Below are 22469 nucleotides of genomic sequence, written 5' to 3'. Positions count from 1 at the left end.
ACCGCGGGCCCCCGGTTCCCTACTGCGGGCGCTGGGTGCCCGGGGCGGCCAGCGCGCCGTCGTCCGGCCGCGCGGCGGTGGTGAAGTACTTCGGGCCGTCCTGGGCACTCACGCTCACCCCGGCCGACGGGCCGCTCCCGTCGGCGGCCGCCGTCACCCCGGTCAGCGCCGCGGCCGCGATGCCGGTGGCCGCGATCGCGTGGGCCAGTCCGCCGGTTATGTCAGGCATGGTCGTCTCCCCCGTCGTCGGCGCGCCCGCCCCTGCGGTGGGCGCGGCGTACCGATCGTCCCAAGCCGCCCGGGCGGGAGGCAATGGGCGGGACGGCGTGGTCCCGCAGCGGTCCGAGGGTGAGGGCGTGGGCGTGGCAGTGGGCGGCGATGAGCGGGAGGGCGGCGAGGGTGGCGCGCCAGGAGCCGGGGGCGGAGGTGCAGTCGGAGTCGTGCAGCAGCAGCGTCGCTCCGCCGGTGAGTCCGGGGCGGGCGGTGGCGTAGACGGAGTCGCCGGTGGCCTCGGCCGTCCAGTCGCGGCCCCAGGCCGTCCACAGCACGCTGCGCAGGCCGAGACGGCGGGCGGCCAGGGCCGGGCCGGCGGTCAGCACGCCGTACGGCGGGCGGTACCAGACCGGGCGGGCGCCGCACAGTCCGGTCACCGCCTCGGTGGCGCGGCGCAGTTCGCGCAGGTCGCGGCCCGGCGCGGGGTACCACTGCTGCCGGTGGTGCCAGCCGTGCACGGCGACCTCGTGGCCGCGCAGCACCAGTTCGCGGCCGAGCGCGGGGGCGCGGTCCAGCATCGCGCCGAGCAGGAAGAAGGTGGCGCGGACGCCGAGTTCGTCCAGCGCGTCGAGGACGTACGGAGTGCTGCGCGGGTCCGGTCCGTCGTCGAAGGTCAGCGCGAGGTGGCGCGGGTCGGTGCCGTACCCGGCGGTGCGGCAGGCGACGGTGCGGCGCACCGGGGGGAGGCGGACCGCCGCCGGGGCGAGGTGCAGCAGCTGCGCGCCCGCCGCGGCGGCCAGGACCGCGGCCGCCCGGGCGCTCATCCGAAGCGGGAGGCCATCCGCCGGAACACACCGGGCGCGAGGCCGTGGACCCGGGCCGGGAAGCCCAGCCAGTGCGGGACGTAGAGGCGGTCGCGCTCGGTGGTGAGGGTGGCGATCACGGTCTCGGCAACCCGCTCCGCCGGGACGGGGCGCGGCCGCGCGCGCTGGTACGGGGTGCCGCGCCGGTCGAAGAACGGGGTGTCCACCGCCCCGGGCAGCACCAGGCGCACGCCGACCCCGGTGCCGCGCAGCTCGTACCAGAGGCTCTCGGCGAACATCGCCAGCCCGCCCTTGGTGGCCGCGTAGCCCGACTCGTCGCGCACGCCGACCTGTCCGGCCATCGAGCCGAGCAGCACGATCCGGCCGTGGCGGCGCTCCAGCATGCCGGGCAGCAGGTGGCGGACCAGCCGCAGCGGGGCGGCGAAGTTGACCTCGATCATCCGGTCCAGGGTGTCGGAGGGCGTCTCGGCGAAGGGCCCGCGCCAGCCGAGGCCGGCGCTGGCGATCAGCGCGTCCACCCGGCCGGCCTCGGCGAGCGCGGCCTCGGCGAGGCGGGCGGGTCCATCGGGTTTGCCGAGGTCCTCGGGCAGGGCGCACCCGCCGGTGCGCTCGGCGAGCTCGTCGAGGCGGGCGCGGTCGGTGCCGGAGAGCAGGGTCTGCCAGCCGGCGGCGGCCAGGCGGGTGGCGGTGGCGAGTCCGATGCCGGAGGAGGCGCCGGTGATCAGCGCGATGGGCCGGCCGGTCGACCCCGGCCGTCGGGTTCCGGTCTGGGCTTCCTCCGCCATTGCGTACCTGCCGCTCCCTAGGCGATCCGCCGTCCGTTTTGTCCGGCAAGTCACCTTCGCACGGCGGAGCCGTCCGGGCTACCGGGGTGGTACGACCGGCTGTGTCCCGGCGTCCGCCGGTCGGGTGGCCGGCTCCGCGGACTCACCCTCCAGTTCGCCGAAACGGGAGAGCAGGAACGTTCCGCCCACCGCGACGGCGAAGCCCGTCAACGCGCACCAGGTGTAGCCCGGGCGCGCGGCGTCGCCCAGCGACAGCACCCCGACCAGGGCCGGGCCGAAGGTCTCGGCCACCGTTCCGGCGGCGGTCGCGGCCGTCACCGTGCCGCGCTGCAGGGCCAGGGCGTACGCGAGGTAGCCGCCGAGCCCGCCGACGGCCAGCGCGTAGGCGGCGGGATCGGTGAGAACGCCGACCAGGCCGCCGGAAGCGTCCAGGACGCGCACGGCCAGACTGGTGATCCCGAAGCCCACTCCCGCCAGCAGCCCGAGCCCGGCCGCCGCCGCGGTGCCGCCCCGGCGGGCCAGGACGAGGGTGGCGAGCAGCATCACGGCGGTGGTGGCGAGCAGCGCCCAGTGGAAGGCCGCCGGGGCGTACTCACGGCCCTCCTCGCCGGAGCCGAGGGCCAGCAGGGTGAGGCCGGCGACCACGGCGAGGATGCCGGCGAGGTCGCCCCGGCGCAGCCGGGCACCCAGCAGCCAGACGGCGGCCACCGCGGTGACGGCCAGGCTGGCGTTGGTCACAGCCTGGACGAGGAAGAGCGGGAGGCTGCGCAGGGCGACGATGCTCAGCACGAAGCCGAGGATGTCGAGGAGGGTGCCGAGGATGAACGGCCAGGACCGCAGCAGCGCGGCCAGCAGCCCCGCCCGCACCCGGTCCGCCCGCGGCGCCGACCGCGCCCCGCGCGCCTGGGCCACCGCCCCGAAGCCGAAGCAGACGGTGGCGACCAACGCGGTGGTGAGTCCCAGCAGCATGCCTCTCCCAGCCTGGCCGGCAGCATCGGTCAACCACCAGTCTGGGCCCAGGGGTGGCGGAGGCGCACGGGTGGGGCGGGCCGCCGTACCCGGCTTGACGGGGCCGGGTACGGCGGGCCGGTGCGGGCGGGGTCGGTCGGCCGGCCCGCCCACGCCGTGACCGCGTGCGCCGTCGCGCCGCCCGACGGGCGGGCGGGCGGGCGGCGCGACGGCGGCGTGGATCAGCCGAGCGCGGCGGCCAGCAGCGCGGCGGTCCTGGCGACCAGCGGTTCGTCCATCTGGGCGGTCGGATCGGACGGCTTGGTGGTCAGGACGGCCAGGACCACCGGGTCGCCGGCCGGGGTCCAGGCGATGCCGACGTCGTTGGTGGTGCCGTAGCTGCCGGTGCCGGTCTTGTCGGCGAGGGTCCAGTCCTGCGGCAGGCCTGCGCGGAAGCGGCGGACGCTCGTCGTGTTGCCGCGCAGCCAGGTCAGCAGGTGTTCGCGCTGCCGGGGCGGCAGGGCGTGGCCGAGGGCCAGCCGGCGGTAGGTCCGGGCGATGGCCTGCGGGGTGGTGGTGTCGGTAATCCGGTCCGGCTCGGCGGTGTTGAGTTCGGGCTCCCAGCGGTCCAGCCGGGTGATCCGGTCGCCGATCGAGCGGCAGAAGCGGGTGACGGCGGTCGGGCCGCCGAGTTCACGCAGGAGCAGGTTGCCGGCGGTGTTGTCGCTGTGGTCGATGGCGGCTGCGCAGAGTTCTCCGACGGTCATGCCGGCGGCCCGGTTTTCGGGCAGGCCGGTGACGGGCGAGCCCTTGGCACGGGTGATGTCGGCCTCGGTGTAGTGGATGCGCTTGGCGAGGAACCCGCCGTCGCGGTCGAGGTTCCGCAGCACCGCGCCGACGGCGAGGGTCTTGAACACCGAACAGATCGGGAAGAGCTCGTCCGCCCGGTGACGGACCGTCCGGCCGGTGGCGAGGTTGCGGCCGTAGACGCCGAGCCGGGCGGAGTGCTGCTGTTCGAGCTCGGTGAGCGAGCGGTGGGTGTCGTCCGCACCTGCGGCGTGGGCCGTTCCGCCGGTCGACGCCGCGACCGCGACGGCCGCGGCGCCCACGCCGAGGGCCAGGACGGAGCGGCGGCTGTGCCGGGATTCCGAAGGCTTCGCGTTCATGGTTCCCCTCTGTCCGAATCACGCGGCTTCCGCCGCGCCCTTGATCGACAGGACGCGACGGCCGCCCGAACGGTTCGTCAGCAACTCATCCGCGGCCGGGGAACAGGGCGGAAGCGGGAGGGAGGCAGGAGGGGCGTCCGCCGGACGGATTCAGGGCCGCAGTGCCACGCCCGCGTACGCGGAGGCGTCCGAGGCCGACACGGACGGTTCGCCGGGCGTGGGTCGCCACTGCGGAGTGGGGACGACGCCCGGGGCGAGCAGGGTCCAGCCGTCGAAGAAGCGGGCGAACTCCGCCCGGTCGCGGGCCTGCAGGGCGGTGCCGCCCGCCTCGTAGACACCGATCACCCGGCCGATCTCAGCGGGGGCGAACTCCGCGGTGAGGTGGGTCATCACCAGGGCGCTGCCCGGGGCGAGGACGGACTTGAGGTGCTCGACCAGCTCGTACGCGCCGCGGGCGTCGGGGACGAAGTGGAGCAGCGCGTTGAGGGAGAGCGCGACCGGGCGGCCGAGGTCGATGGTGTTCCGCAGCCCGGGGGCGTCGAGCAGGCCGGCGGGGTCGGTGACGTCCGCCTCGATGTACGCGGTGCGGCCCTCGGGGGTGCCGGTCAGCAGGGCCTGGGCGTGGGTCAGGACGATCGGGTCGTTGTCGGCGTAGACGACCCGGGCGCGCGGCTCGATGCCCTGGGCGATCTCGTGCAGGTTGGGCGAGGTGGGGATGCCGGTGCCGATGTCGAGGAACTGGTCGATTCCGGCCTGCGCGAGGACACGGGTCGAGCGCCGCATGAAGGCGCGGTTGGCGCGGGCCGCGTGGCGCACCCACGGCGCGGCCGCCAGGACGTGGCCGGCGGCCTCGCGGTCCGCGGCGAAGTTGGTGAAGCCGCCGAGGTAGTAATCGTACATCCGGGCCGAGTGCGGCACGTTCAACCGCAGGTCGACCCCGTCGTAGAGACTCATCGCGCGCTCCCTCGGCATGGCGGACAACGCCCGATTGCTGCCCAGCACGGCCGGGGGCCAATCGTCTCCTCCGGCGGCGCGAACAGCCGTTCCCCCCACGGCCGAATCCCTGGTCGACCCCCTGCCGAACCCCTGCCGAACCCCTGCCGAACCCGTGGCCATATCGCATGAGATGACAATCTGTATTCACTTTGCAGCCTGGAGTGACAGGCCTGATGGAATGAGGATGGGCGCAGACAGCCCGACCCTCGGGTGGCGCGGTGAGCAGCCGGCGGCCACGGAAAGCAGGCTCGATGACGACCGACAGGGGTGCCCCCGTGCACGCGTACCGGGGAGGGGCGGCGGTGGACCACGCCGACGCGGCGTGGCCGGAGCAGCCGGCCACGGTGGAGGCCGGTCTGCGCCTGGACCTGACCTACGCCGCCTTCTGCGAGACGCACCAACCGGCCTGGCACGCCCTCGCGTTGACCCGGATAGGCAGCCGGGGCGACGCGGCGCTGGTGGTCGAGGCGGTCAAAACCGACCTGGCCCGCTGCTGGCCGCAGGTGCTGCGATTCGAGGAACCGGCCGCGTACGCCTGGCGGTTGGTCACCCGGCACGTCGCGGACTGGGTCGCCGCCGAGGAGCCGGTGGAGGTGGAGGCGGTCACCTTCGCCGCCGTGATCGGCGCGTTCAAGCAGGTGGCCAGCGGCCTGCTGCGCAGCGAGGCGGACGAGGTGCGACTGTACGCGGCGATCCTCGAACTGCCGGACCGACAGCGGGACGTGGTGATCCTGCGGTACCTGCTGGGCCTGCACGCCAAGGTGATCGCGGCCTACCTGGGGCGGCCGGTGGCGACGGTGCACTCCAATCTCCGGCACGCCCGGGAACGACTGGCGCGCCGCCTCGGTGTGCGCGAACTGCCGGACGGTGGAGGCGGACTGTGACTGCCGGCCGCCAGGACCGGGCCCCGGACGGGGCGTTCACCACCGGCGGGGGGCGCGCGGTCTTCCGCGTGCCCCGGCCGAAACGCGCCAACGCCGAGCGGATCGCGGCCCTGCGGCAGGCCCGGCTGACGGCAGCCCCGGCGCACCTGCCCTCCGAGCACGAGCAGGCCTCCTTCGAACTCGGCCTGGTGGTCGCCCTGGTGCTCGGCGCGCCGTGCGCCTCCCGGGGGCTGGACCTGCTGGTCAACGCGCGCCGGATCCAGCCCGAGGGGGCGGAGGTGTTCGGCGCGCTGCTGTACGCCACCGGCAAGGAGGACGGCGCGGAGTTCTGGTGGCGGTTCGCCGCCGGCTCGGGCAGCGGGACGGCCGCGTACTGCCTGCACCTGCACCACCTCAAACTCGGCGAGACCGACGACGCGGACTACTGGCGGGCCTGGTCGGAGCAGTTGTCGACGGCCGAACGCCCGCGAGGGCCCCGGCCGTTGCTGATGACCAGGCCGCTGCTGCCGGAGGACGTGCGGCGCGACATCCTCTCCCGGGTACACCGTGGTCTGGCACCGCAGCTGCCGCCCGCGCTGGTCGCCGTGATCGACCGACTGCCGCTGCAGGCCGGTGAGGGCGAGGACGAGGAGGAGGTGCCGAGCCCCTGGGGGCTCACCTCGGGGGCGACCTCGGCCTGCTCCTGGGAGCCGGTGTGGGGGCTCGCCGAGCGGCGCGGGGAATCCTCGGGGTGAGACCGCTCGCGATCACCCGCACTCGCTCGTCCAGGTGACTGACGCGGGGAGACCGGCCCGGGGAGGGGGGCAGAGGCCGGCTCCGGGCGATCGGCTCGCCACCCGGCCCGCGGGGCGGGTCCGAGAACACCGGCACAGCTCCGCAGTGGTCCAGTCCAATCCCACGTCCTGACAAGGCCGTTCGCCCCGGGCGGCGATAGACTACGCACCATGGGAGAGCGCTCAGGCGCGCCCACCGCGCCGCCCCTCGTGCTGGTCACCGACCACGACTCCCGGCTCATCGACCCGACCCGGGCCTACCACCTCGGCCGCGACCCGACCAGCGAGATCGTCCTGGACGACCCCCGGGTCTCCTGGCACCACGCGGTACTGCGCGCCGACGACGGCCACTGGCTGCTCGAGGACGTCGGCAGCACCAACGGCACGTACGACCAGGGCCACCGGATCGTCCGCGAGGACGTCGGCCCCGGCACCCGGCTGCGGTTCGGCGATCCGGCCACCGGCCCCTCCGCCACCTTCGCCGGGCTTCCCGGGCAAACCCCCGGTGCCGGCCCAGGTGCCGGCCCCGCGGCCCGCCCGGGCGATCGCACCGTGCTGCTCGCCCCGCAGTCCTCCGCCGTCTTCCGCAGCCCGAGCGCCGTCCTCCCGCTGCCGGGCCACACCGTGCGGATCGGCCGCGCCCAGGACAACGACCTCGTCCTGGGCGACCTGGTGGTCTCCCGCTACCACGCCGAACTGCGCGAACTGCCGGACGGCAGCCAGGAGATCGTCGACCTGGACAGCCACAACGGCACCTATCTCAACGGCGCGCCGGTCAAGCGCGCGCCGGTCGGCCCGGCCGACGTCGTCGGCATCGGCCACTCGGCGCTCTGCCTGGCCGACGGCCGGCTGGTCGAGTACACCGACACCGGCGAGATCTCGCTGGACGTCCAGCACCTGGTCGTCCGGGTCGGCCCCGACCACCGGGTGCTGCTGGACGACGTCAGCTTCCCGCTCGGCGAGAAGGCGCTGCTCGCGGTGGCCGGACCGAGCGGCGCGGGCAAGTCCACCCTGCTCAACGCGCTCACCGGGCTGCGCCCCGCCGACCAGGGCACCGTGCTCTACGACGGCCGGGACCTCTACCGCGACTACGCCGAGCTTCGCCGCAGGATCGGCCTGGTGCCGCAGGACGACATCCTGCACACCCAGCTGACCGTCCGCCGCGCCCTGTCCTACGCCGCGGAGCTGCGCTTCCCCGGCGACACCGCCGAGCACGAGCGGCAGGCCCGGGTGCTCGAGGTGATCCGCGAGCTGGGGCTGGAGAACCGGGCCGACCAGGTGATCGCCAGCCTCTCCGGAGGCCAGCGCAAGCGGGTCAGCGTGGCGCTGGAACTGCTCACCAAGCCGTCGCTGCTGTTCCTGGACGAGCCGACCTCGGGCCTGGACCCGGGCATGGAGCGCTCGGTGATGCAGATGCTGCGCGGGCTGGCCGACGACGGGCGGACGGTCGTCGTGGTGACGCACAGCGTGCTGAGCCTCAGCGTCTGCGACCGCCTGCTGGTGCTGGCCCCAGGCGGCCGCACCGCGTACTACGGCCCGCCGGGCGAGGCGCTCGGGTTCTTCGGCTTCCAGGAGTGGCCGGAGGCCTTCGAGGCCTTCGAGAACGAGGACCACGCCGCCTGGCAGCAGCGCTTCCGGGCCTCCCCGCTGTACGCGCGCTACGTCGCCGCGGAGGCCGTGCCCGCGGCGCAGCTGCCCGCACCCGCCCCGCCGGACCACGAACGGGCCGAGCCGGGGATCGGACCGGAGAAGCCGCAGGGCTGGTTCTCCCAACTCGGCACCCTGGTGCGCCGGTACACCGCCGTGCTCGCCGCCGACCGGCTGTTCCTCTCCGTGATGATCGCGCTGCCCTTCATCATCGGCCTGATGTGCCGGGTGATCGCGGGCACCCGGGTGAGCCAGGACAACGCCGTCAACTGCCTGCTCACGCTGTGCATCGGCGGCCTGCTGACCGGCTCGGCGAACTCGGTGCGGGAATTGGTCAAGGAGCGGGCGATCTACCGGCGGGAGCGGGTGGTGGGCCTGTCCAGATCGGCCTACCTGGTCTCCAAGGTGGTGGTGCTGGGCGCGATCACGGTCGGTCAGGCGGCGGTGCTCACCGTCGTCGGTCTGGCGGGGGTGCGGATCGAGCCGAGGCTGCCGCCCGGCGCGCCGCCGGCGGTGACCAGCGGGGTGGTGATGCCCCAACTGCCGGAGCTGATCGTCGCGGTCGGCCTGCTCGCCTTCTCGGCGATGATGCTGGGGCTGGTGGTCTCGGCGATGGTGGCCAAGGAGGAGGCCACCATGCCGCTGCTGGTGCTGCTCTCCGTGGTGCAGATCGTCTTCAGCGGCCTGATGCTCAAGCTGCACGGCGTGCCCGGCCTGGAACAGATCGCCTGGCTGGTGCCGTCCCGCTGGGGTCTGTCGGCGATGGCCCGCACCGTCGACCTGCGGGCGCTCTCCTTCCCGACCCCGCTCACCGCGGACCCGCTGTTCCGCCACGAGCGGGCCGGCTGGCTGCTGGACGTCGCGCTGCTGCCCGCGCTCTCGGCCGTCTACGGCCTGCTGGTGCTGTTCCTGCTGCGGCGCCACGAGCCCTCCGTCATGCGGAAGTAGCCACGAGCCCGCCGTCGTGCGGAAGTGACGGCGCACGGAAGCGGGCCGGCGGCGGGAAGCGCGCCGGGTGGCGCCCGGCACCCGCCGGTAGAGTGGAAATCGACCTGTGCTGTCGTGCCGCGCACGGCGGGGGGTCCGGCCGCCCGGCGGCCGGGTTCGCGCGGCGGAGGAAGAGCCGCCCATGGACGAGTTCGCGTTCCGCCCCACCCACGTCGCCCCGCCGACCGGGATGGCGACCTGGGCGGCCCCGGACCCGGCACGGCCCTCCGCCCGGCTGGATCCGCTGCTCCCGCTGCGGCTGATCGCCGGCCAGGGCGACTGGGCCCAGGTGCTCTGCTCGAACGGCTGGACGACCTGGGTGGACGCCCGCCTGCTGGTCGCCCTCCCGCAGCCGCCGCCCGCGGCCGGCGCCCCGCCCGCCCGGACGGCCGACCCCCGCCCGGCACTCGCCGACGCGGAGACGGCCCTGACCCGCTACCGCGCCCTGCTGGAGGACCTCGCGGCGGGTGGCCTGGACCTGGAGTCCTTCCGGGAGCGGACCCGCGGCCTGCGGCTCGGCCTGGTGGCGGACGGCGAGGCGCTCTGGGTGTTCGACCCCGTGCACGACCGCTGGTGCTACTGCGACGGACTGCAACTGCAGACGTACGCCGCCACCGACCGGCCGAGCCCCCGACCGGCCGCCGCTCCCTCGCCGGCCCCGGCGCACAGCGCGTACGCACCCACCCGGACCGGTCACCCGTGACCGCCTCCCGGAGCACCGCAGCCGCCCTGCCCGCCGGACTGGTCGGGCGCAAGGTCGCGGGCTACCGGCTGGAGAGCGAGATCGGGCGCGGCGGGATGGCCGTGGTCTACCGGGCCAAGGACCTGCGGCTGGGCCGGACCGTCGCGGTCAAGCTGCTGGCCCCCGAGCTGGCCCGCAACGAGGTGTTCCGGCGGCGCTTCATGCACGAGTCCGAGGCGGCCGCGGCGATCGACCACCCGCACATCATCCCGGTGTTCGAGGCGGGCGAGCACGAGGGCATCCTCTACCTCGCGATGCGCTACGTCGAGGGCGGCGACCTGCGCACGCTGATGAACCGGGACGGCCCGCTCCCCGTCGACCGAGCCGCCCGGCTGGCGCTGCAGATCGCCTCCGCGCTGGACGCGGCGCACGGCCGCGGCCTGGTGCACCGGGACGTCAAGCCCGGCAACGTGCTGGTCGCCGCCGGGACGGACAGCGAGCACCCCGAGCACCTGTACCTGGCGGACTTCGGCCTCACCAAGAAGTCGCTGTCGCTCAGCGGCCTGACCAGCGTCGGGCAGATCGTGGGGACGCTGGACTACGCGGCACCCGAGCAGATCTCCGGCAGGCCGCTGGACGGGCGCTGCGACCAGTACGGCCTCGGCTGCGTGGTCTTCGAGATGCTCGCCGGCACCCCGCCGTTCCGCCGGGAGAGTGACCTCGCCCTGCTCTGGGCGCACCTCAACGACCCGCCGCCCGTGCTGCGCGAGCACCGGCCGGACCTCTCGCCGGCGGTCGAGGCCGTGGTCGCCCGGTCCCTCGCCAAGGCGCCCGACGAGCGGTACGCCGACTGCCTGCAGTTCGTCGCCGAGCTGCGGGCGTCCGCCGTCCCCGCGCCGTGGGCCGGGGCCGGGCCGCCGACCCAGGTCGTCCCGGCGGTCGTCCCGGCGGTCGACCGGGGCGCCGTTCCGGTGCCCGAACCGCCCGGCTGGGCCGAACCGGTCATCCACCCGGCGCCCCGGGACTGAGCCGCCGGCCGTACCGCCACCGAGAGGGAGCCCCTGACGATGAACGCCGTGAGCCAGGTCTTCGCGATGCTCGCCGCTGCTATCCATCTGGTGGTGTGGCCGCTGGAGAGCTACCTGTACGGGCATCCGCGGGTGCGCTACCTGCTGACCGGCAGCACCGCGGACGCCCCGGAGGTCCGGCTGTGGCGCTTCAACGTCGGCTTCTACAACCTGTTCCTGGCGCTCGGGCTGGTCGCCGGCCTGGTGCTGCTGCACACCGGGCACGCCGGCTCGGGGCGGGCGGTGATCGTCTACATCGCCGCGTTCATGGTGGCCGGCGGGCTCACCCTGTTCGCCTCGGAGCCGAAGCTGTGGCGCGGCGCCCTCGGCCAGGCGCTCCCCGCCGCGGTCATCCTGATCGCCGAGGCGGTGTGACCCGCCCCGGCGCGCCGCTCAGCGCCCGCCCTCCGGCACCTCGCCGAGATGCCGGACCCGGGCCGCCAGCAGGGCGCCCAGCGCGCCGGTGACCAGCCCCCAGCCCGCCGCCAGCGGGACGGCCGTCCACAGCACCGGGCGCAGGGTCAGGCTGCCGCTGCCCAGCCCGGGCAGCGGGCCGCTGCCGCCGAGCACCGTGCCGAGCAGATCGGCGAGGCCGCCCTGGCCGAGGCCGACGCCCAGGACGGAGAGCCCGTAGTCGGCGTCGACCCTGGTCCACAGTCCGACCAGCAGCACGGTGACGGCCGTGGCCAGGGCGAAGCGGACGGCGTGCTGCCAGAGCCGGACGGTGCGCGGGGAGCGGTGGGCGGCGAGGAAGGCGGCGGCGAGCAGCAGAACGGCGGCCACCGGCAGCAGCCACCAGCTCCTCAGGTCGCGGTCGGCCAGGGTGCCGAGGTCGAGGGTCGCCTCCTGCCCGTTCGGGGCGCGCAGCACCGCGCTGAGCGGTTCGGGGACGGGCAGGCCCAGGGCACCGGTCAGTCGGCCGTGCCACTGGGCACCGAGCCCGAGGCCGAAGGCCAGCCAGACCAGGTCGGGCAGCGCGAGCACCACCACCGCCAGGGTCTGCCGGGCGTTGCCGTGCACGATCGCGGTGACCACGCCGGCCACCGCGCCGATCGCCAGGTACGCCAGCAGGACCGCCCAGAGCGCGAAGGCGGGCGGACGGACGGCGAGTTGGTAGCGCAGCAGGGCGCCGGGCAGCGGCGCCCGCCGGGACACCGCGAAGGCGGCGGCGAGGACGAGCAGCATCCAGGCCAGCCCGATGCCGATGGTGGTCGCGCCCTCCGCGTGGAAGCCGACCTCCGGGGTGAGTCCGAGCACCCGGCCGATGGTCTGGGCGAGGCTGCCGCCCAGCGGCACCGTGAAGGTGTGCCGGGCGACGACGGTGATCAGCACCAGGGCGAGCAGCCAGAGCAGCACCGTCCGGGCGATCCGGCCCAGCAGTTCGCCGCCCCCGGCCACCGCCCGGAAGCGCAGCTGACGCAGGAACACCTCGGCCATCGCGACGGCGCCGACCAGCGACACGGTGAGCGGCATCGCGGTGACGCCGGCGTCCACGGCGGCGAAACTGCCTGCCCCGCCGTCGAGTTGGACGGAGCCGCCGACGGCGAGCGCCAGCGTCGCGGCCAGTACGGGCGGGAAGCCGCCCTCCGGGAGGTCGTCGGCGCCGGCCAGCCAGAGGCCGAGCGCGGCGACCACCGCCATCGCGACCAGGCCGGCCAGCACGACCGCGAGCGCGTCCAGCCAGCCGCGGACGGCGCCGGGCGGGCCGGCCGCCCGGGTGGTGGGCTGCTGCATGTCGCCTCCTCGGGCTGAGCGGGCACGTCCGGTCCCCGGGCGTCGCCGCGGGGTGTCGGCTCCCAGCCTGACCGACGGCCGGTGGGCACGCTCGGCGACGACCGGAAACCTGCTGTTGCGGTGACGGGGGCTCCGGGGGAGAAAGGAAACCCCCACGGCAGGAGCTTCCCGTGCCGGCCGTACCGCCGGCCGCCTGCGAAACGGAGCCTCGATGAGTTCCCAACCGCCTCCCTCCGGTCCGCCGAGCGAGCCGCCCTTCGGCCCGCCCTCCGGTCCCCCGTCCGGCCCCCTGGCCGGACCCCCCTCGGGTGGCGGTGCGGCCGGACCTCCGTCCGTACCCCCGCCGCCCTCCGGCCCGTCGGGGCCGACCGGGCCGCCCTCGGACGGTGGGGGGAACGGCAGCACCGGGGGCGGTCGTGGACCGCGCACGCCGTGGTGGCGCTCCGGGAGGGGCCTGGCGGTGGCGGCGGCCACGCTGGCGGCCGCGGTGGTGGCGACCGTGCTGATCGTCAGCAACCAGGGCGGCGGCAACAAGACCCAGACGGTGCCGACCGCCAACGAGGTGGCCCTGCAGACTCCGGCCGACTCCGGGCCGGACCCGTTCACCCCGTCGGTGGAAACCACCCCGGTGACCCCGGCGGCCGCCCCGGCGAGCTCCCGGACGCAGCAGCCCGGACAGGGCGGCAACAGCACCTCCCCCGCCGCCCTGCACAGCGTCAAGGGGACGTCCGACGGGCTCTACGCCGGCACGATGTCCAAGCCGAGCTGCGACACCGAACGCCTGATCACCATGGTCTCCGCCGGTGACAAGGGCCGGGCCTGGGCCTCCGCCGCGGGCATCCAGCAGTCCGCGATCCCGTCCTACCTGCGCTCGCTGACCTCGGCGTACCTGCGGGTGGACACCCGGGTGACCAACCACAGCTACCAGAGCGGCGCGGTGACGGAGTACCAGTCGGCGCTCCAGGCCGGCACGGCCGTCCTGGTGGACGCCCAGGGCGTGCCACGGGTGCGCTGCTCCTGCGGCAACCCCCTGAAGCCTCCGGTGCTGGTCTCCGGCGCCAAGTACGTCGGGCGGCCGTGGCCGGGCTTCCAGCCGGCCTCGCTGGTCGTCGTGGTCCCGGCGCCGCAGCCGGTGACCGAGCTCATCCTGGTCAACGTCGAGACGGGCGGCTGGTTCGCCCGGCTGACCGGGCGGGCCGAGGTGGTGGACAAGGGCGTGGCGCCGCCGAAGGGCCCGCTGGTGCCGGGCATCCCGCCCCCGGCCCCGTGGACGCCGGGCACGCCGTCGGCGGGGTCCTCGACCTCCGGCGCCACCTCGGGGTCCGGCTCGGCGAGCACCTCGGGTGCGACCTCCTCCGGCGCGACGTCCTCGGGCGCCTCGACGGGGACGGGCTCGGCCTCGGCCTCGACCGGTTCGGCCAAGCCGTCGGGGACGACCGCGACGACGGGCACCTCCTCCGCCTCCACCCCGGCGATCACCCGGTCGCCGACCGGGCAGACCACGACGACGAGCACCAGCACCACCACGGGCACCGGGACGACGACCGCGACCACGCGCAACACCGCCACCCCGACCTGCCTGACCAGTTCGCCGCCGACCCCGTCGACCCTGCCGCCGTGCCCGACGACGGCCGGCGCCACCTCCTGAGCACGCCCGACGGCCCCGCTGCCACCGTCCCGCCCGCGGCCGGTGGCAGCGGCCCGTCTCGGGGCAGCAGCACCGCTGCGCGGGTTATTCGCTGGCCAACGGCGCGGCCGGCGGGCAGAGTGCCGCCATGACCGACAGGGGACTGGACCAGGACGGATACATCGCACGGGAGGGCTCGCCGGCGCAGGTGACCGCGGCGTTCGCACCGGTGGTCGACACCGCCCGGGAGCGGATCGCCGCGGCCTTCGACCCGGCCCGGCTGCACAGCGCCTACCTGTACGGCAGCATCCCGCGCGGCACCGCGACCCCCGGCGTCTCCGACCTCGACCTGCTGCTCGTCCTGCACCACGAGCCCACCGCCGCGGACCGCGCCGAGGCCGACGCCCTCGAGGCCGGCCTGGACGCCACCTTCCCCCAGGTCGACGGCGTCGGCGTGCTCCTGCTCTCCACCGGCACGGTGCTGAGCGACCTGGAGCGCCACGACCTGGGCTGGTTCGTCGCCTGCCTGTGCACGCCGCTGCTCGGCCCGGACCTCGCCGGGCGACTCCCCCGCTACCGCCCGACCTCCCTGCTCGCCCGCGAGACCAACGGCGACCTCGCGCTCGCGCTCCCCGGCTGGCGCGACCGGCTGGCCGCCGCGCGCTCGGACGCCGAGCTCCGGCTGCTCAGTCGCACCGTCTCCCGCCGGCTGGTCCGCACCGGCTTCACCCTGGTGATGCCCCGCTGGGGCGGCTGGACGAGCGATCTGGCCGCCTCCGCCGAGGTCTTCGCCGGCTACTACCCCGACCGCGCCGCCCAGCTGCGCCTCGCCGCCGCCACCGCCCGCACCCCGACCACCGACCGCGCGACCCTCGCCGCGCTCATCGACGACCTCGGACCCTGGCTGGCCGCCGAGTATCGCGCCGTCCACGGCGAGAAGGCCCCGCGCCCGTGACCGACCGCCCTCTCGTCCGGCAGGCCTTCCCCGACCGGCCGGGAGGGCGTCGTGAACGCCCGCCGTCCGCCCTCAGTCCACGCAGGGAATCCCGCCCGCCTTCACGGCCGGCCCTTGCATCGGCAGCCCGGCGGCCGGATCGGTGGCGCCGTCGGGCGAGGTACCGGGGGTGGGTGCCGCCGGGGATTGCGTCGGCGTCCGGGGGGCGGCGAGGGTGACCACGACGTGCCCCGCCGGGACGGCGGAGGCCGGGACGGCGGTGACCGCGTAGCGGGCCGCGATCTGCTGGGCGTCGGCCTTGGCTCCGCTGCCGTACGCCACCGTCGTCGCCCGGGTCCGCGCCGGGGCGTCACCGATCTTCCCCGCCTGGTAACCGAGTTCGGCGAGCGCCTTGGACTCGGTGGCGGCCGCGCCCGCGCCCGCCGCCGCGTTGACGTCCACCACGGACTTGGGCGTGGCGGCCGGGGGGGCCGTCGTGGCGGGCTGGTCGCCCGGGGCCGCACCCGGCGCTCCGGCCGGGGCCGCGGGCGCCGGTTCGCGGTTGAAGAGCTGCTGGACGATCTTCTTGATCAGGTCGGGGTTGACGGTGTTGACCTCCTGCCCGCCGACGGACTTGAACCCGGTGATCGGCAGGGTGTTGAACTCGACGTTGCCGCCGGTCAGGTTGGGCGCCTGCTGGGCGAAGTCGAGGACGTTCCACTCGTTGTCGATGACGACGTCCTTCTTCACCACCCCGAACAGCTTCTGCATCTGCCCGAAGTCGTTGAGGATGCCCTGCTGCTTGAGCTTGTACTCGACGGAGGAGATGAACGCCTGCTGCCGGTGGGTGCGGTCGAGGTCGCCGTTGGTGAGGTGGTGGCGCTGGCGGACGAAGGACAGTGCCTGGGCCGCGTCGAGCGAGCTGATTCCGGCAGGCAGCTTGAGGCCGGTGCCGCCGCCCTCGTGGGTGGCGGTGCGGGCGATGATCGGATCGTCCACCGGGTGGTTGAGGCAGACCTGGATCGGCTCCACCGCCTTGGCGATGTCGTAGAAGCCGATCAGGTTGACCTCCGCGAAGTGGTCGATCGGGACGTCCAGGAAGCTCTGCACGGTCTGGATGGTGGCCGAGCGCCCGGCCTCGCGGCTCTGCCGCTCCAGCTCCGCCTTGGACAGGCCCTTGCCCGCGAGCTTCGCCTCGGCGGCCTCCTTGGCGATGCCGTAGGCCTCCTTGATCTTGTGCATCCTGCCGTCGGCGCCGACGGTCTGCACGTAGTCGTCGCGCGGGACGGACAGCGCCGCGACCTTCCCGCCGTTGGACGGGATGTGCAGCACGATCAGGGCGTTCGTGTTGTAGCCGCCGATCTCGCTCGAGCCGGCGTGCAGTTCGTCCTCGACGAACTGCTTGGGCAGGTCGTTGCCGTCCATGTCCTTGCGGCTGTCGAGGCCGATCAGCAGCAGGTTGACGGACTTGTCCGGGTGCCGCGGGGCGTTCTTCCTGGCCTCGCTCAGCGCGGTGGACTTGATCATGCCGTCGTCCAGGCTGCGGTACTCGTACCAGGTGAAGCCGCTGGCGCCCAGCACGGCGATCGACACGGTGCAGGCGAAGGTGCGGCCCGCGACGGTCAGCGGGGCGGGCCGGCGCGGCGTCCGGCCGCGGGAACGGGAGCGGGGCTTGGGCCGGGACGGGGGTTGGTGGCCGCGTTCAGCCACGGTGACTCCTTCCGCGGGGGACGGCGGCCCTGCCGGGCCGGCGGCGGTCGAGCACGGCCCTGACCACGATGACCAGCAGCGCGGCGGCCAACGCCGCCGCCATCACCGGGAACGCCCCGACCACCCAGCGCACCGCGCCGGTGCCGATGGCCTTCCCCTGGTACTTGCCGGGATTCGCCAGGTACTCCACGCCCGAGGCCGTCAGCAGCACCACGACTGGAGCACCGGTGAAGACCCACCACCGCCCGGCAGGGCCGCACAGCACGGCCGCGGCGGCCGTGCCGAGCACCGCGCCGAGCGCGAAGAGGACGCCGACGCCGGGGCCGACCAGCTCGTCCGCCACGGCGCCGAGCAGGGGCGGTCCGACGGCCGACAGGGCCGCGAGCCGGCCGCTGCGCCGGCGCGGCTGCGGGCGGCGGCGCGAGGCCCCGGTGCGCCGGGCCCGGGTGCCCCCGGTCGGGTCGGGCGTACCGCCGTCGGCCGCAAGGGAGCGCTGGGCGGGCACCGCAGGATCCCCGGTGCGAGTCCCCGCGTCCTGGTACGGCGTTCTCGCCCGCTGGCCGGCCATGCGCACTTCCCTCGATCGTTTCGGCTGCGGCGGCGCGACCACGCCACCGCCTGGGCCGGGACGCCTTCCGTCCTGCGGCGCTCCCGACTTTTACAAATCTGTAGAAGTCGGGCTGGAGCATACAAACCCATTCCAGCAAAGTCACCCGCCGTCATCCGGCAGGCGCCCACCGCCCGGTGGGCCGTCGTTAGGATGACCATGATCCCCGCCACGTCGGCACACCAACAGGAACGCGCCAGAGGAGCAGAGCGTCACCATGTTTGAGAGTCTGAAGAACCTCGCGGACAAGGCCGCCGACCTCGCCCGCGAGCACGGCGAGGTGCTGGGGCAGGGCCTGGAGAAGGTCGGCGACGCGATCGACGAGCGCACGGACGGCAAGTACAGCGGGCAGATCGACACCGGCGTCGAGAAGGCGAAGGACTTCCTGCGCAACCTCGACGGGGACGGGAAGAGCGCCGAATAGGCCCGCACGGGGCACGATCGGCTGTACGACGAACGAACGACGGTGCGGGCGGACGGGGAGGGGCCGGAACCGGTGGGCGAGGAGCGGAAGGGGCCGCGCTGGGGGCGCTGGCTCGTCATCGGTGTCCTGGTCGCGGCCGGCTGGGGCATCGTCCGCGGGGGCGGGCACGACACCGCGGCCTCCTCCGCGCCGTCCCCCTCCTCGGCCCCGGGCGGCGCGGCGCCGTCGGGAGCGCCGTCCGCCGGTGCGTCCTCGGCCGCGCCGTCGAAGCCCTCCGGCCGCTACGACCCGGCCGACTACGCGGCGCCGGTGCGCAGGTACGCCGCCGAGGCCGGGGTCGAGCCGCAGCTGCTGATGGCGATCCTCTACAACGAGTCGTACAAGCCGCACGACCCGGACCTCGAACGGGCCTGGCAGCGCGGAAAGCCCGACGCCTCCTTCGGCATCGCCAACATGCACCGGGCCGCCTTCGACGACACCAAGGCGGGCCGGCCGTTCGCCTCCCGCCAGTGGGAGGAGCTGCCGGACGACCGCGACCTGGCCATCCAGGCGGCCGCCTGGCACCTCCACGACCTCGCCGGGCAGTTGCCCGCCCGGCCGAGCGCGCCGCTGAACAAGGACGAACTGCTGGCCCTCGGCTACAACGCGGGCGCGGGCAACATGCTGGCCTTCGCCCGGGGCGTCAAGATCGGCCCGCAGGCGCAGTCGTACCTCGACCGCCTGCACGACAACTGGGCGAAGTCCGGCGAGGCCGTGAAGTAGGTCCGCCGCCGCCAGCCGCGCCGCCGTGAGGCGGGCTTGTGTCAGCCAGGCGGCCTTCGGGCGCAGGCGGTGTCAGCCGCGGGTGCGGCGGCGCAGCCAGAAGCCGGCGGCGACCAGCAGGACGGCCGCGGCGGCCGTGCCGACGGCGGCCCAGGTGGTGGTGGCGTCGGCGCCGTCGTCGCCGGGGGCCGTGCTGGTGGCCGCCACGGCGGCCGGGGAGGCCACCGCCACCGCCGTCGCCGTCGCCGCCGTCGCCGGGGTGGGCGCCGCCGGCCCGGGGGTCGGCGCCGCGGTCGCGGCCGTGGGCCCGCCCGCCGGGCTCGCGCCGACCGGTGCCGGATCGGTGATCGCGGCCGCCTCGACGTCGAGTTCGCGCTCGCCGTGGCCGAGCGAGGGGAACGCGCAGTCGACGGTCACCCGCCAGTGCCCGGCGGGGAGCAGCTCGCGGGTGGTGTACGTCCCCGGCCGGCCGGGGACGGCGACCAGGCGCCAGGGGCCGGCGCCACGGCCGTCGTCGGCCGTCGCGGAGAGCGTTCCGGCGAACTCCTCGGTGACCGGGTCGTGGTCGTTCTCCCAGGTGGCGACGGTGCTGACGTGTCCGTTCTGCTGGCCGGTCACCTCCAGGTGGACGGAGTCGCCGTGGGCGGCGGCGGGTACGGCGGCGGGCAGGACGGCCGCGGCGGCGAGGGCGAGGGCGGCGAGGAGCGGGCGGGTTCGCATGGCGGGCATTCCTCGGGGCGGTGGAGGTACAAGTACGGGAGCAGTGGCGCCGGGTGGACGTGCGCGCGCTTACGCGGTCTTCAGCAGTGACCAGCTCTGCTGCGGCCGGCTGTTCGGCTGCTGCAGCTCCAGCAGCCAACCGCCGTAGTACCAGCGGTCGCTGAGCCCGAGCACCAGGGCGGAGCCGTCCGCGGTGACGGTGAAGCCGCCGTCGACGGCGTTGAGCCGCCACTTCTGGGCGGCGGTGTCGGCGCACGGCTGCTGCGCGACGTACTGGCCGGCGACGGCGGTACCGCCGAGTTGCAGGCACTTGCCGGAGCGGGCGGACTTGATCCGCACGGCGCCGTTTCCAGCGTCCTCGAAGGCCCACTTCTGGTTGGCGTAGCCGGTGCGCTGGTAGGCGATGGCCACGGTGCCGTCGTTCATCGAGCTGCCCCACAGGTCGGCGGCCTGGCCGGTGAGGCCGTTGACCATGGTGTAGTGGGTGCCGGGCTGCGGGCGGCCCGCGTCGGCGAGGGTGCGGAAGGTGGCGGCGCGGCCGGGCTTGCCGACGGCTCCGGCGGCGTCGCGGACCGCGACCGCCACGGTGTAGGAAGTGTCGGGCGCCAGGCGGACCACGCCGACGACGGTGGAGCGGACGGTGCCGATGGTCTGCCCGTTCAGCTGGACGTCGTAACCGGCTGCGCCGGGGACGGCGTTCCAGCTCAGCATCACGGAGTTCTGGGTGATCTGACTGGCCGCCACCGCAGGCAAGTTGCCGCCGCCCGTGGTCGGGGTCGCGGTCGGCGAGGGCGATCCGGTCGGCGTGGCGGTGGGGCTGCCGGTGGGCGTCGGGGACGGCGAGGGCGTGCGGGTGGGCGAGCCCGTGGGCGTCGGAGTGGGCGTGGGCGTGGGGTTCGGGCCGGTGCCGTTGCCCGCGATGAGGAAGCGGTTGTTGGCGACGTTCCAGTGCGTGGTGAGGTAACTGCCGGGCGCCGGGTTGGTGTTGTAGTAGTCGTCGTGGTTGCAGTCGAGCCGGTCGTCATGGGCGCGATCCGGGCAGACGGTCCGCATCTGCGGATAGTAGGGGGCGTCCGAGTAGCACATGATGTCCCACTCGTCCGTGCAGTGGCCCGCCTTGCTGGAGTTGGGCGCGCTGTTGTTCACCGCGCCCAGGTTGTGGCCGAGTTCGTGGGCGGCGGTGGAGCCGCTCCAGCAGCCGGCGTCGGTGCGGCCGTAGGAGGGGCCGAAGTTGCTGAGGTTGTCCTGGCCGGGGCGCTCGTCCCCGGCGAAGGTGCCGATGCCGCAGTACACCTTGGCGTCGGTGAACATCATGTACTTGCGGTCCTTGCGGTTGAACCCCTGCGCGGCGAGGGCGCGGTTGCTCGCGTTGAAGTCCTGGATCTCGGAGTCGGAGATCTGCACGTTCAGCACCGAGGCGGTGCAGTCGGCTTCGGTCACGAAGCGGACGTGGCGCACACCGCCGGTCTCCTGGGCGCTGGCGTTGTAGATCACGTCGACGTCGGCGGCCCACTTCTTGAACGAGGAGAGGTACTGGGCGAAGCGGTCGTTGCCCGGGGTGTGCACGTACACCACCTGGACGCGGTTTCCGCTGGTGCCGTCACCCTCGCAGACCAGCCCCGATCCGGCGGCCGGGGCTTGGGCCGGGGCGCTCTGCGGGGCGCCCGCGGTGCCGGAGTCGCTCAGCAGGGCCTTCTGGGCCGCGTCGAGGACGGGCGCGCCGCCCTTCAGCAGCTCGGCCGCGGACGGCGGTTGGGCGTCGGGCGCCGGGGTGAGCGCGGGCGCCTGGGCGGCCGGCGCGGCGACCGGCGCGACGTCCTTGTGGATGTCCGTGTCCTTCGGCGGGACGTCCGGGCCGTGGCTGCACTGGGTGCTGCCGGTCACCTCCAGCATGTTGCCGCAGCGGTCGCCGGTCGGCAGGCTCAGTCCCGCGTAGACCAGGCCGCGATCGGGCTGGTCCTTGGGTATCGCCTTGGGCGCGGCGGCCTTCTCGTCCCGCTTGGGGGCGGGCGCCCTGGTGGCGCCCTCGGCGCTGCCGGTCTCGCCGGGACCGCCGTCGCCGCCGTCCGTGCCCGCGTCGGCCCGGTCCGCCTGGATGTCGGCCGCCGCGACCGCGTTGTGCACGGCCGCCGGCTCGAGCGCGGTGCGCAGGCCCAGGGTGCCTGCGAGCAGTCCGGCCGCCACTGCCACGGCGACCAGGGTGCTCCTGCGGGTGAACCGACGGCGCCTGCGCCGGCGGAGCTCGCTGCTCCGGTGTCCCATCGCGTTCCTTTCCTCGTGCGACGGCCCGCGCGCCCGCTCGTGGTGGGGCGCCCGGACCTTCCGACACTCCGGAGAGCGGCTGGGACGGCCGGGAATAACAGAAACCTCTTGCGGAATTCTTCAACGCGTTCGAAGCCCTGGACGCGGGGGTCGCGAGGGCGGGAAGTGCCGTTGCCGCGCGGCAGGTGAGTGCTGGTCACCGGGCGGGAGCGGACCTGGTCACGCCGCGACGGTGATCCCGGTCCGCCCGGCCGCCGGCCTTCCGGTGCCGCGGCCGCCGTGCAGACGGACCAGTCCGGCGGCGAGCACCGTGCGGTCCCCGACGAGCCAGAGGCGCAGCGCGGCGGAGAGGGCGGCGCTGGCCGGTCCGGCGGCCGGCCCGGCGGTGCGTACGAGCCGCTCACCCAGCAGCGGCAGCAGGTCCGCGACCGGGGCGGGCAGCCAGAGCGTCAGCGCGCAGGGCGCGGGCCGGGCGAGGACGCGCCGCAGCGGCAGCACGCAGGCGTCGTCGTGCAGCGCGGGGACGACCTCCAGCAGGCCGTCGACCGCCACTTCGGAGATGTCGCCGCCGTGGCCGCGGGCCAGGTCCCGCAGCAGTGCCCGCTCGGCGGCGGTGATCCGGACGGTCAGCATGACCTCGTCGTCGCAGTCCATGGTCCGGTCCCCTGTCGTGGCGTCGGTGCGTGCCGAGTCGGTGGAATCCCTCTGATCAGTCCT

Annotated in this window: 22 protein-coding genes; 10 read left to right on the top strand and 12 right to left on the bottom strand. The window is 74.9% G+C overall.

The annotated features are described in order from the left end of the window. Positions 1–19 precede the first annotated feature (19 nt). The 6 genes from ACZ4WV_RS01085 to ACZ4WV_RS01060 form a co-directional block, all read right to left on the bottom strand. The gene (locus ACZ4WV_RS01085; protein WP_465741471.1) at positions 20–229 is read right to left on the bottom strand and encodes a hypothetical protein; all 210 of its coding nucleotides are present in this window, start codon (positions 227–229) and stop codon (positions 20–22) included. Continuing rightward, positions 222–1037: a polysaccharide deacetylase family protein gene (locus ACZ4WV_RS01080; RefSeq protein ID WP_465741469.1), complete on the bottom strand. Its 816-nt coding sequence runs from the start codon at positions 1035–1037 to the stop codon at positions 222–224. Before ACZ4WV_RS01080 ends, ACZ4WV_RS01085 begins: the two co-directional genes overlap by 8 nt. Further along, on the bottom strand, positions 1034–1822 hold the full coding sequence (locus tag ACZ4WV_RS01075) for an SDR family NAD(P)-dependent oxidoreductase (protein WP_465741467.1): 789 nt from the start codon (positions 1820–1822) through the stop codon (positions 1034–1036). The genes ACZ4WV_RS01080 and ACZ4WV_RS01075 overlap by 4 nt, the downstream gene beginning before the upstream one ends. Positions 1823–1900: 78 nt before the next feature. Then, complete coding sequence (locus tag ACZ4WV_RS01070) at positions 1901–2791, bottom strand: DMT family transporter (protein WP_465741465.1); 891 nt, start codon at positions 2789–2791, stop codon at positions 1901–1903. A gap of 221 nt (positions 2792–3012) precedes the next feature. Beyond that, a complete protein-coding gene (bla, locus tag ACZ4WV_RS01065; RefSeq protein WP_465741463.1) occupies positions 3013–3936 on the bottom strand; it encodes a class A beta-lactamase in 924 nt (307 codons plus the stop codon). Between the two features lie 150 nt (positions 3937–4086). Continuing rightward, complete coding sequence (locus tag ACZ4WV_RS01060; RefSeq protein WP_465741461.1) at positions 4087–4890, bottom strand: SAM-dependent methyltransferase; 804 nt, start codon at positions 4888–4890, stop codon at positions 4087–4089. Between the two features lie 293 nt (positions 4891–5183). Here ACZ4WV_RS01060 and ACZ4WV_RS01055 point away from each other — a divergent pair, with 293 nt between their 5' ends. The 6 genes from ACZ4WV_RS01055 (at position 5184) to ACZ4WV_RS01030 (ending at position 11347) form a co-directional block, all read left to right on the top strand. Beyond that, the gene (locus ACZ4WV_RS01055) at positions 5184–5816 is read left to right on the top strand and encodes an RNA polymerase sigma factor (RefSeq protein WP_465741459.1); all 633 of its coding nucleotides are present in this window, start codon (positions 5184–5186) and stop codon (positions 5814–5816) included. Then, positions 5813–6550, top strand: coding sequence for a hypothetical protein (locus tag ACZ4WV_RS01050; RefSeq protein ID WP_465741457.1), 738 nt, complete (start codon positions 5813–5815; stop codon positions 6548–6550). The genes ACZ4WV_RS01055 and ACZ4WV_RS01050 overlap by 4 nt, the downstream gene beginning before the upstream one ends. A gap of 210 nt (positions 6551–6760) precedes the next feature. Then, on the top strand, positions 6761–9184 hold the full coding sequence (locus ACZ4WV_RS01045; protein WP_465741455.1) for an ABC transporter ATP-binding protein/permease: 2424 nt from the start codon (positions 6761–6763) through the stop codon (positions 9182–9184). 181 nt (positions 9185–9365) lie between these two features. Further along, a complete protein-coding gene (locus tag ACZ4WV_RS01040) occupies positions 9366–9926 on the top strand; it encodes a hypothetical protein (RefSeq protein ID WP_465741453.1) in 561 nt (186 codons plus the stop codon). Beyond that, entirely contained in the window at positions 9923–10933 is a 1011-nt protein-coding gene (locus ACZ4WV_RS01035; RefSeq protein ID WP_465741451.1) for a serine/threonine-protein kinase, read from the top strand. The genes ACZ4WV_RS01040 and ACZ4WV_RS01035 overlap by 4 nt, the downstream gene beginning before the upstream one ends. A gap of 39 nt (positions 10934–10972) precedes the next feature. Beyond that, positions 10973–11347 carry a DUF1304 domain-containing protein gene (locus ACZ4WV_RS01030; RefSeq protein WP_465741449.1) on the top strand — a complete coding sequence of 125 codons (375 nt, stop codon included), beginning with the start codon at positions 10973–10975 and terminating at the stop codon, positions 11345–11347. An 18-nt stretch (positions 11348–11365) separates the two neighbouring features. Here the strand turns inward: ACZ4WV_RS01030 and ACZ4WV_RS01025 are convergent, their stop codons facing one another. Beyond that, positions 11366–12706 (bottom strand): streptophobe family protein, encoded by a 1341-nt coding sequence (locus ACZ4WV_RS01025; RefSeq protein ID WP_465741447.1) that lies wholly within the window; start codon positions 12704–12706, stop codon positions 11366–11368. Between the two features lie 460 nt (positions 12707–13166). On the opposite strand from ACZ4WV_RS01025, the gene ACZ4WV_RS01020 reads away from it, so the two are divergent. Together ACZ4WV_RS01020 and ACZ4WV_RS01015 are read left to right on the top strand one after the other, a co-directional pair. Beyond that, complete coding sequence (locus ACZ4WV_RS01020) at positions 13167–14354, top strand: DUF6777 domain-containing protein (RefSeq protein ID WP_465741445.1); 1188 nt, start codon at positions 13167–13169, stop codon at positions 14352–14354. A 127-nt stretch (positions 14355–14481) separates the two neighbouring features. Continuing rightward, the gene (locus ACZ4WV_RS01015; RefSeq protein ID WP_465741443.1) at positions 14482–15288 is read left to right on the top strand and encodes a nucleotidyltransferase domain-containing protein; all 807 of its coding nucleotides are present in this window, start codon (positions 14482–14484) and stop codon (positions 15286–15288) included. A 72-nt stretch (positions 15289–15360) separates the two neighbouring features. Here ACZ4WV_RS01015 and ACZ4WV_RS01010 read toward each other — a convergent pair whose 3' ends face one another. Both ACZ4WV_RS01010 and ACZ4WV_RS01005 read right to left on the bottom strand, forming a co-directional pair. After that, complete coding sequence (locus ACZ4WV_RS01010; RefSeq protein ID WP_465741441.1) at positions 15361–16977, bottom strand: LCP family protein; 1617 nt, start codon at positions 16975–16977, stop codon at positions 15361–15363. Further along, positions 16970–17545 (bottom strand): DUF6542 domain-containing protein, encoded by a 576-nt coding sequence (locus tag ACZ4WV_RS01005; protein ID WP_465741439.1) that lies wholly within the window; start codon positions 17543–17545, stop codon positions 16970–16972. The genes ACZ4WV_RS01010 and ACZ4WV_RS01005 overlap by 8 nt, the downstream gene beginning before the upstream one ends. A gap of 256 nt (positions 17546–17801) precedes the next feature. Here ACZ4WV_RS01005 and ACZ4WV_RS01000 point away from each other — a divergent pair, with 256 nt between their 5' ends. Both ACZ4WV_RS01000 and ACZ4WV_RS00995 read left to right on the top strand, forming a co-directional pair. Then, positions 17802–18008: an antitoxin gene (locus ACZ4WV_RS01000; protein ID WP_465741437.1), complete on the top strand. Its 207-nt coding sequence runs from the start codon at positions 17802–17804 to the stop codon at positions 18006–18008. A gap of 72 nt (positions 18009–18080) precedes the next feature. Next, positions 18081–18770 carry a transglycosylase SLT domain-containing protein gene (locus tag ACZ4WV_RS00995; RefSeq protein ID WP_465741435.1) on the top strand — a complete coding sequence of 230 codons (690 nt, stop codon included), beginning with the start codon at positions 18081–18083 and terminating at the stop codon, positions 18768–18770. 72 nt (positions 18771–18842) lie between these two features. Here the strand turns inward: ACZ4WV_RS00995 and ACZ4WV_RS00990 are convergent, their stop codons facing one another. The 3 genes from ACZ4WV_RS00990 to ACZ4WV_RS00980 all read right to left on the bottom strand — a co-directional run bounded on the left by ACZ4WV_RS00990 (position 18843) and on the right by ACZ4WV_RS00980 (position 22406). Continuing rightward, the gene (locus ACZ4WV_RS00990) at positions 18843–19490 is read right to left on the bottom strand and encodes a hypothetical protein (protein WP_465741433.1); all 648 of its coding nucleotides are present in this window, start codon (positions 19488–19490) and stop codon (positions 18843–18845) included. A 69-nt stretch (positions 19491–19559) separates the two neighbouring features. Further along, on the bottom strand, positions 19560–21752 hold the full coding sequence (locus ACZ4WV_RS00985) for an RICIN domain-containing protein (protein ID WP_465741431.1): 2193 nt from the start codon (positions 21750–21752) through the stop codon (positions 19560–19562). Positions 21753–21971: 219 nt separating this feature from the next. After that, positions 21972–22406, bottom strand: a complete 435-nt coding sequence (locus ACZ4WV_RS00980; protein ID WP_465741429.1) for a hypothetical protein — start codon at positions 22404–22406, stop codon at positions 21972–21974. Positions 22407–22469: the final 63 nt, after the last annotated feature.

It is taken from the genome of Kitasatospora sp. NPDC029312 (genome assembly GCF_055569215.1).
The sequence above is the reverse complement of the archived record's forward strand: the minus strand, read 5'-3'. Positions and strand labels throughout refer to the sequence as shown.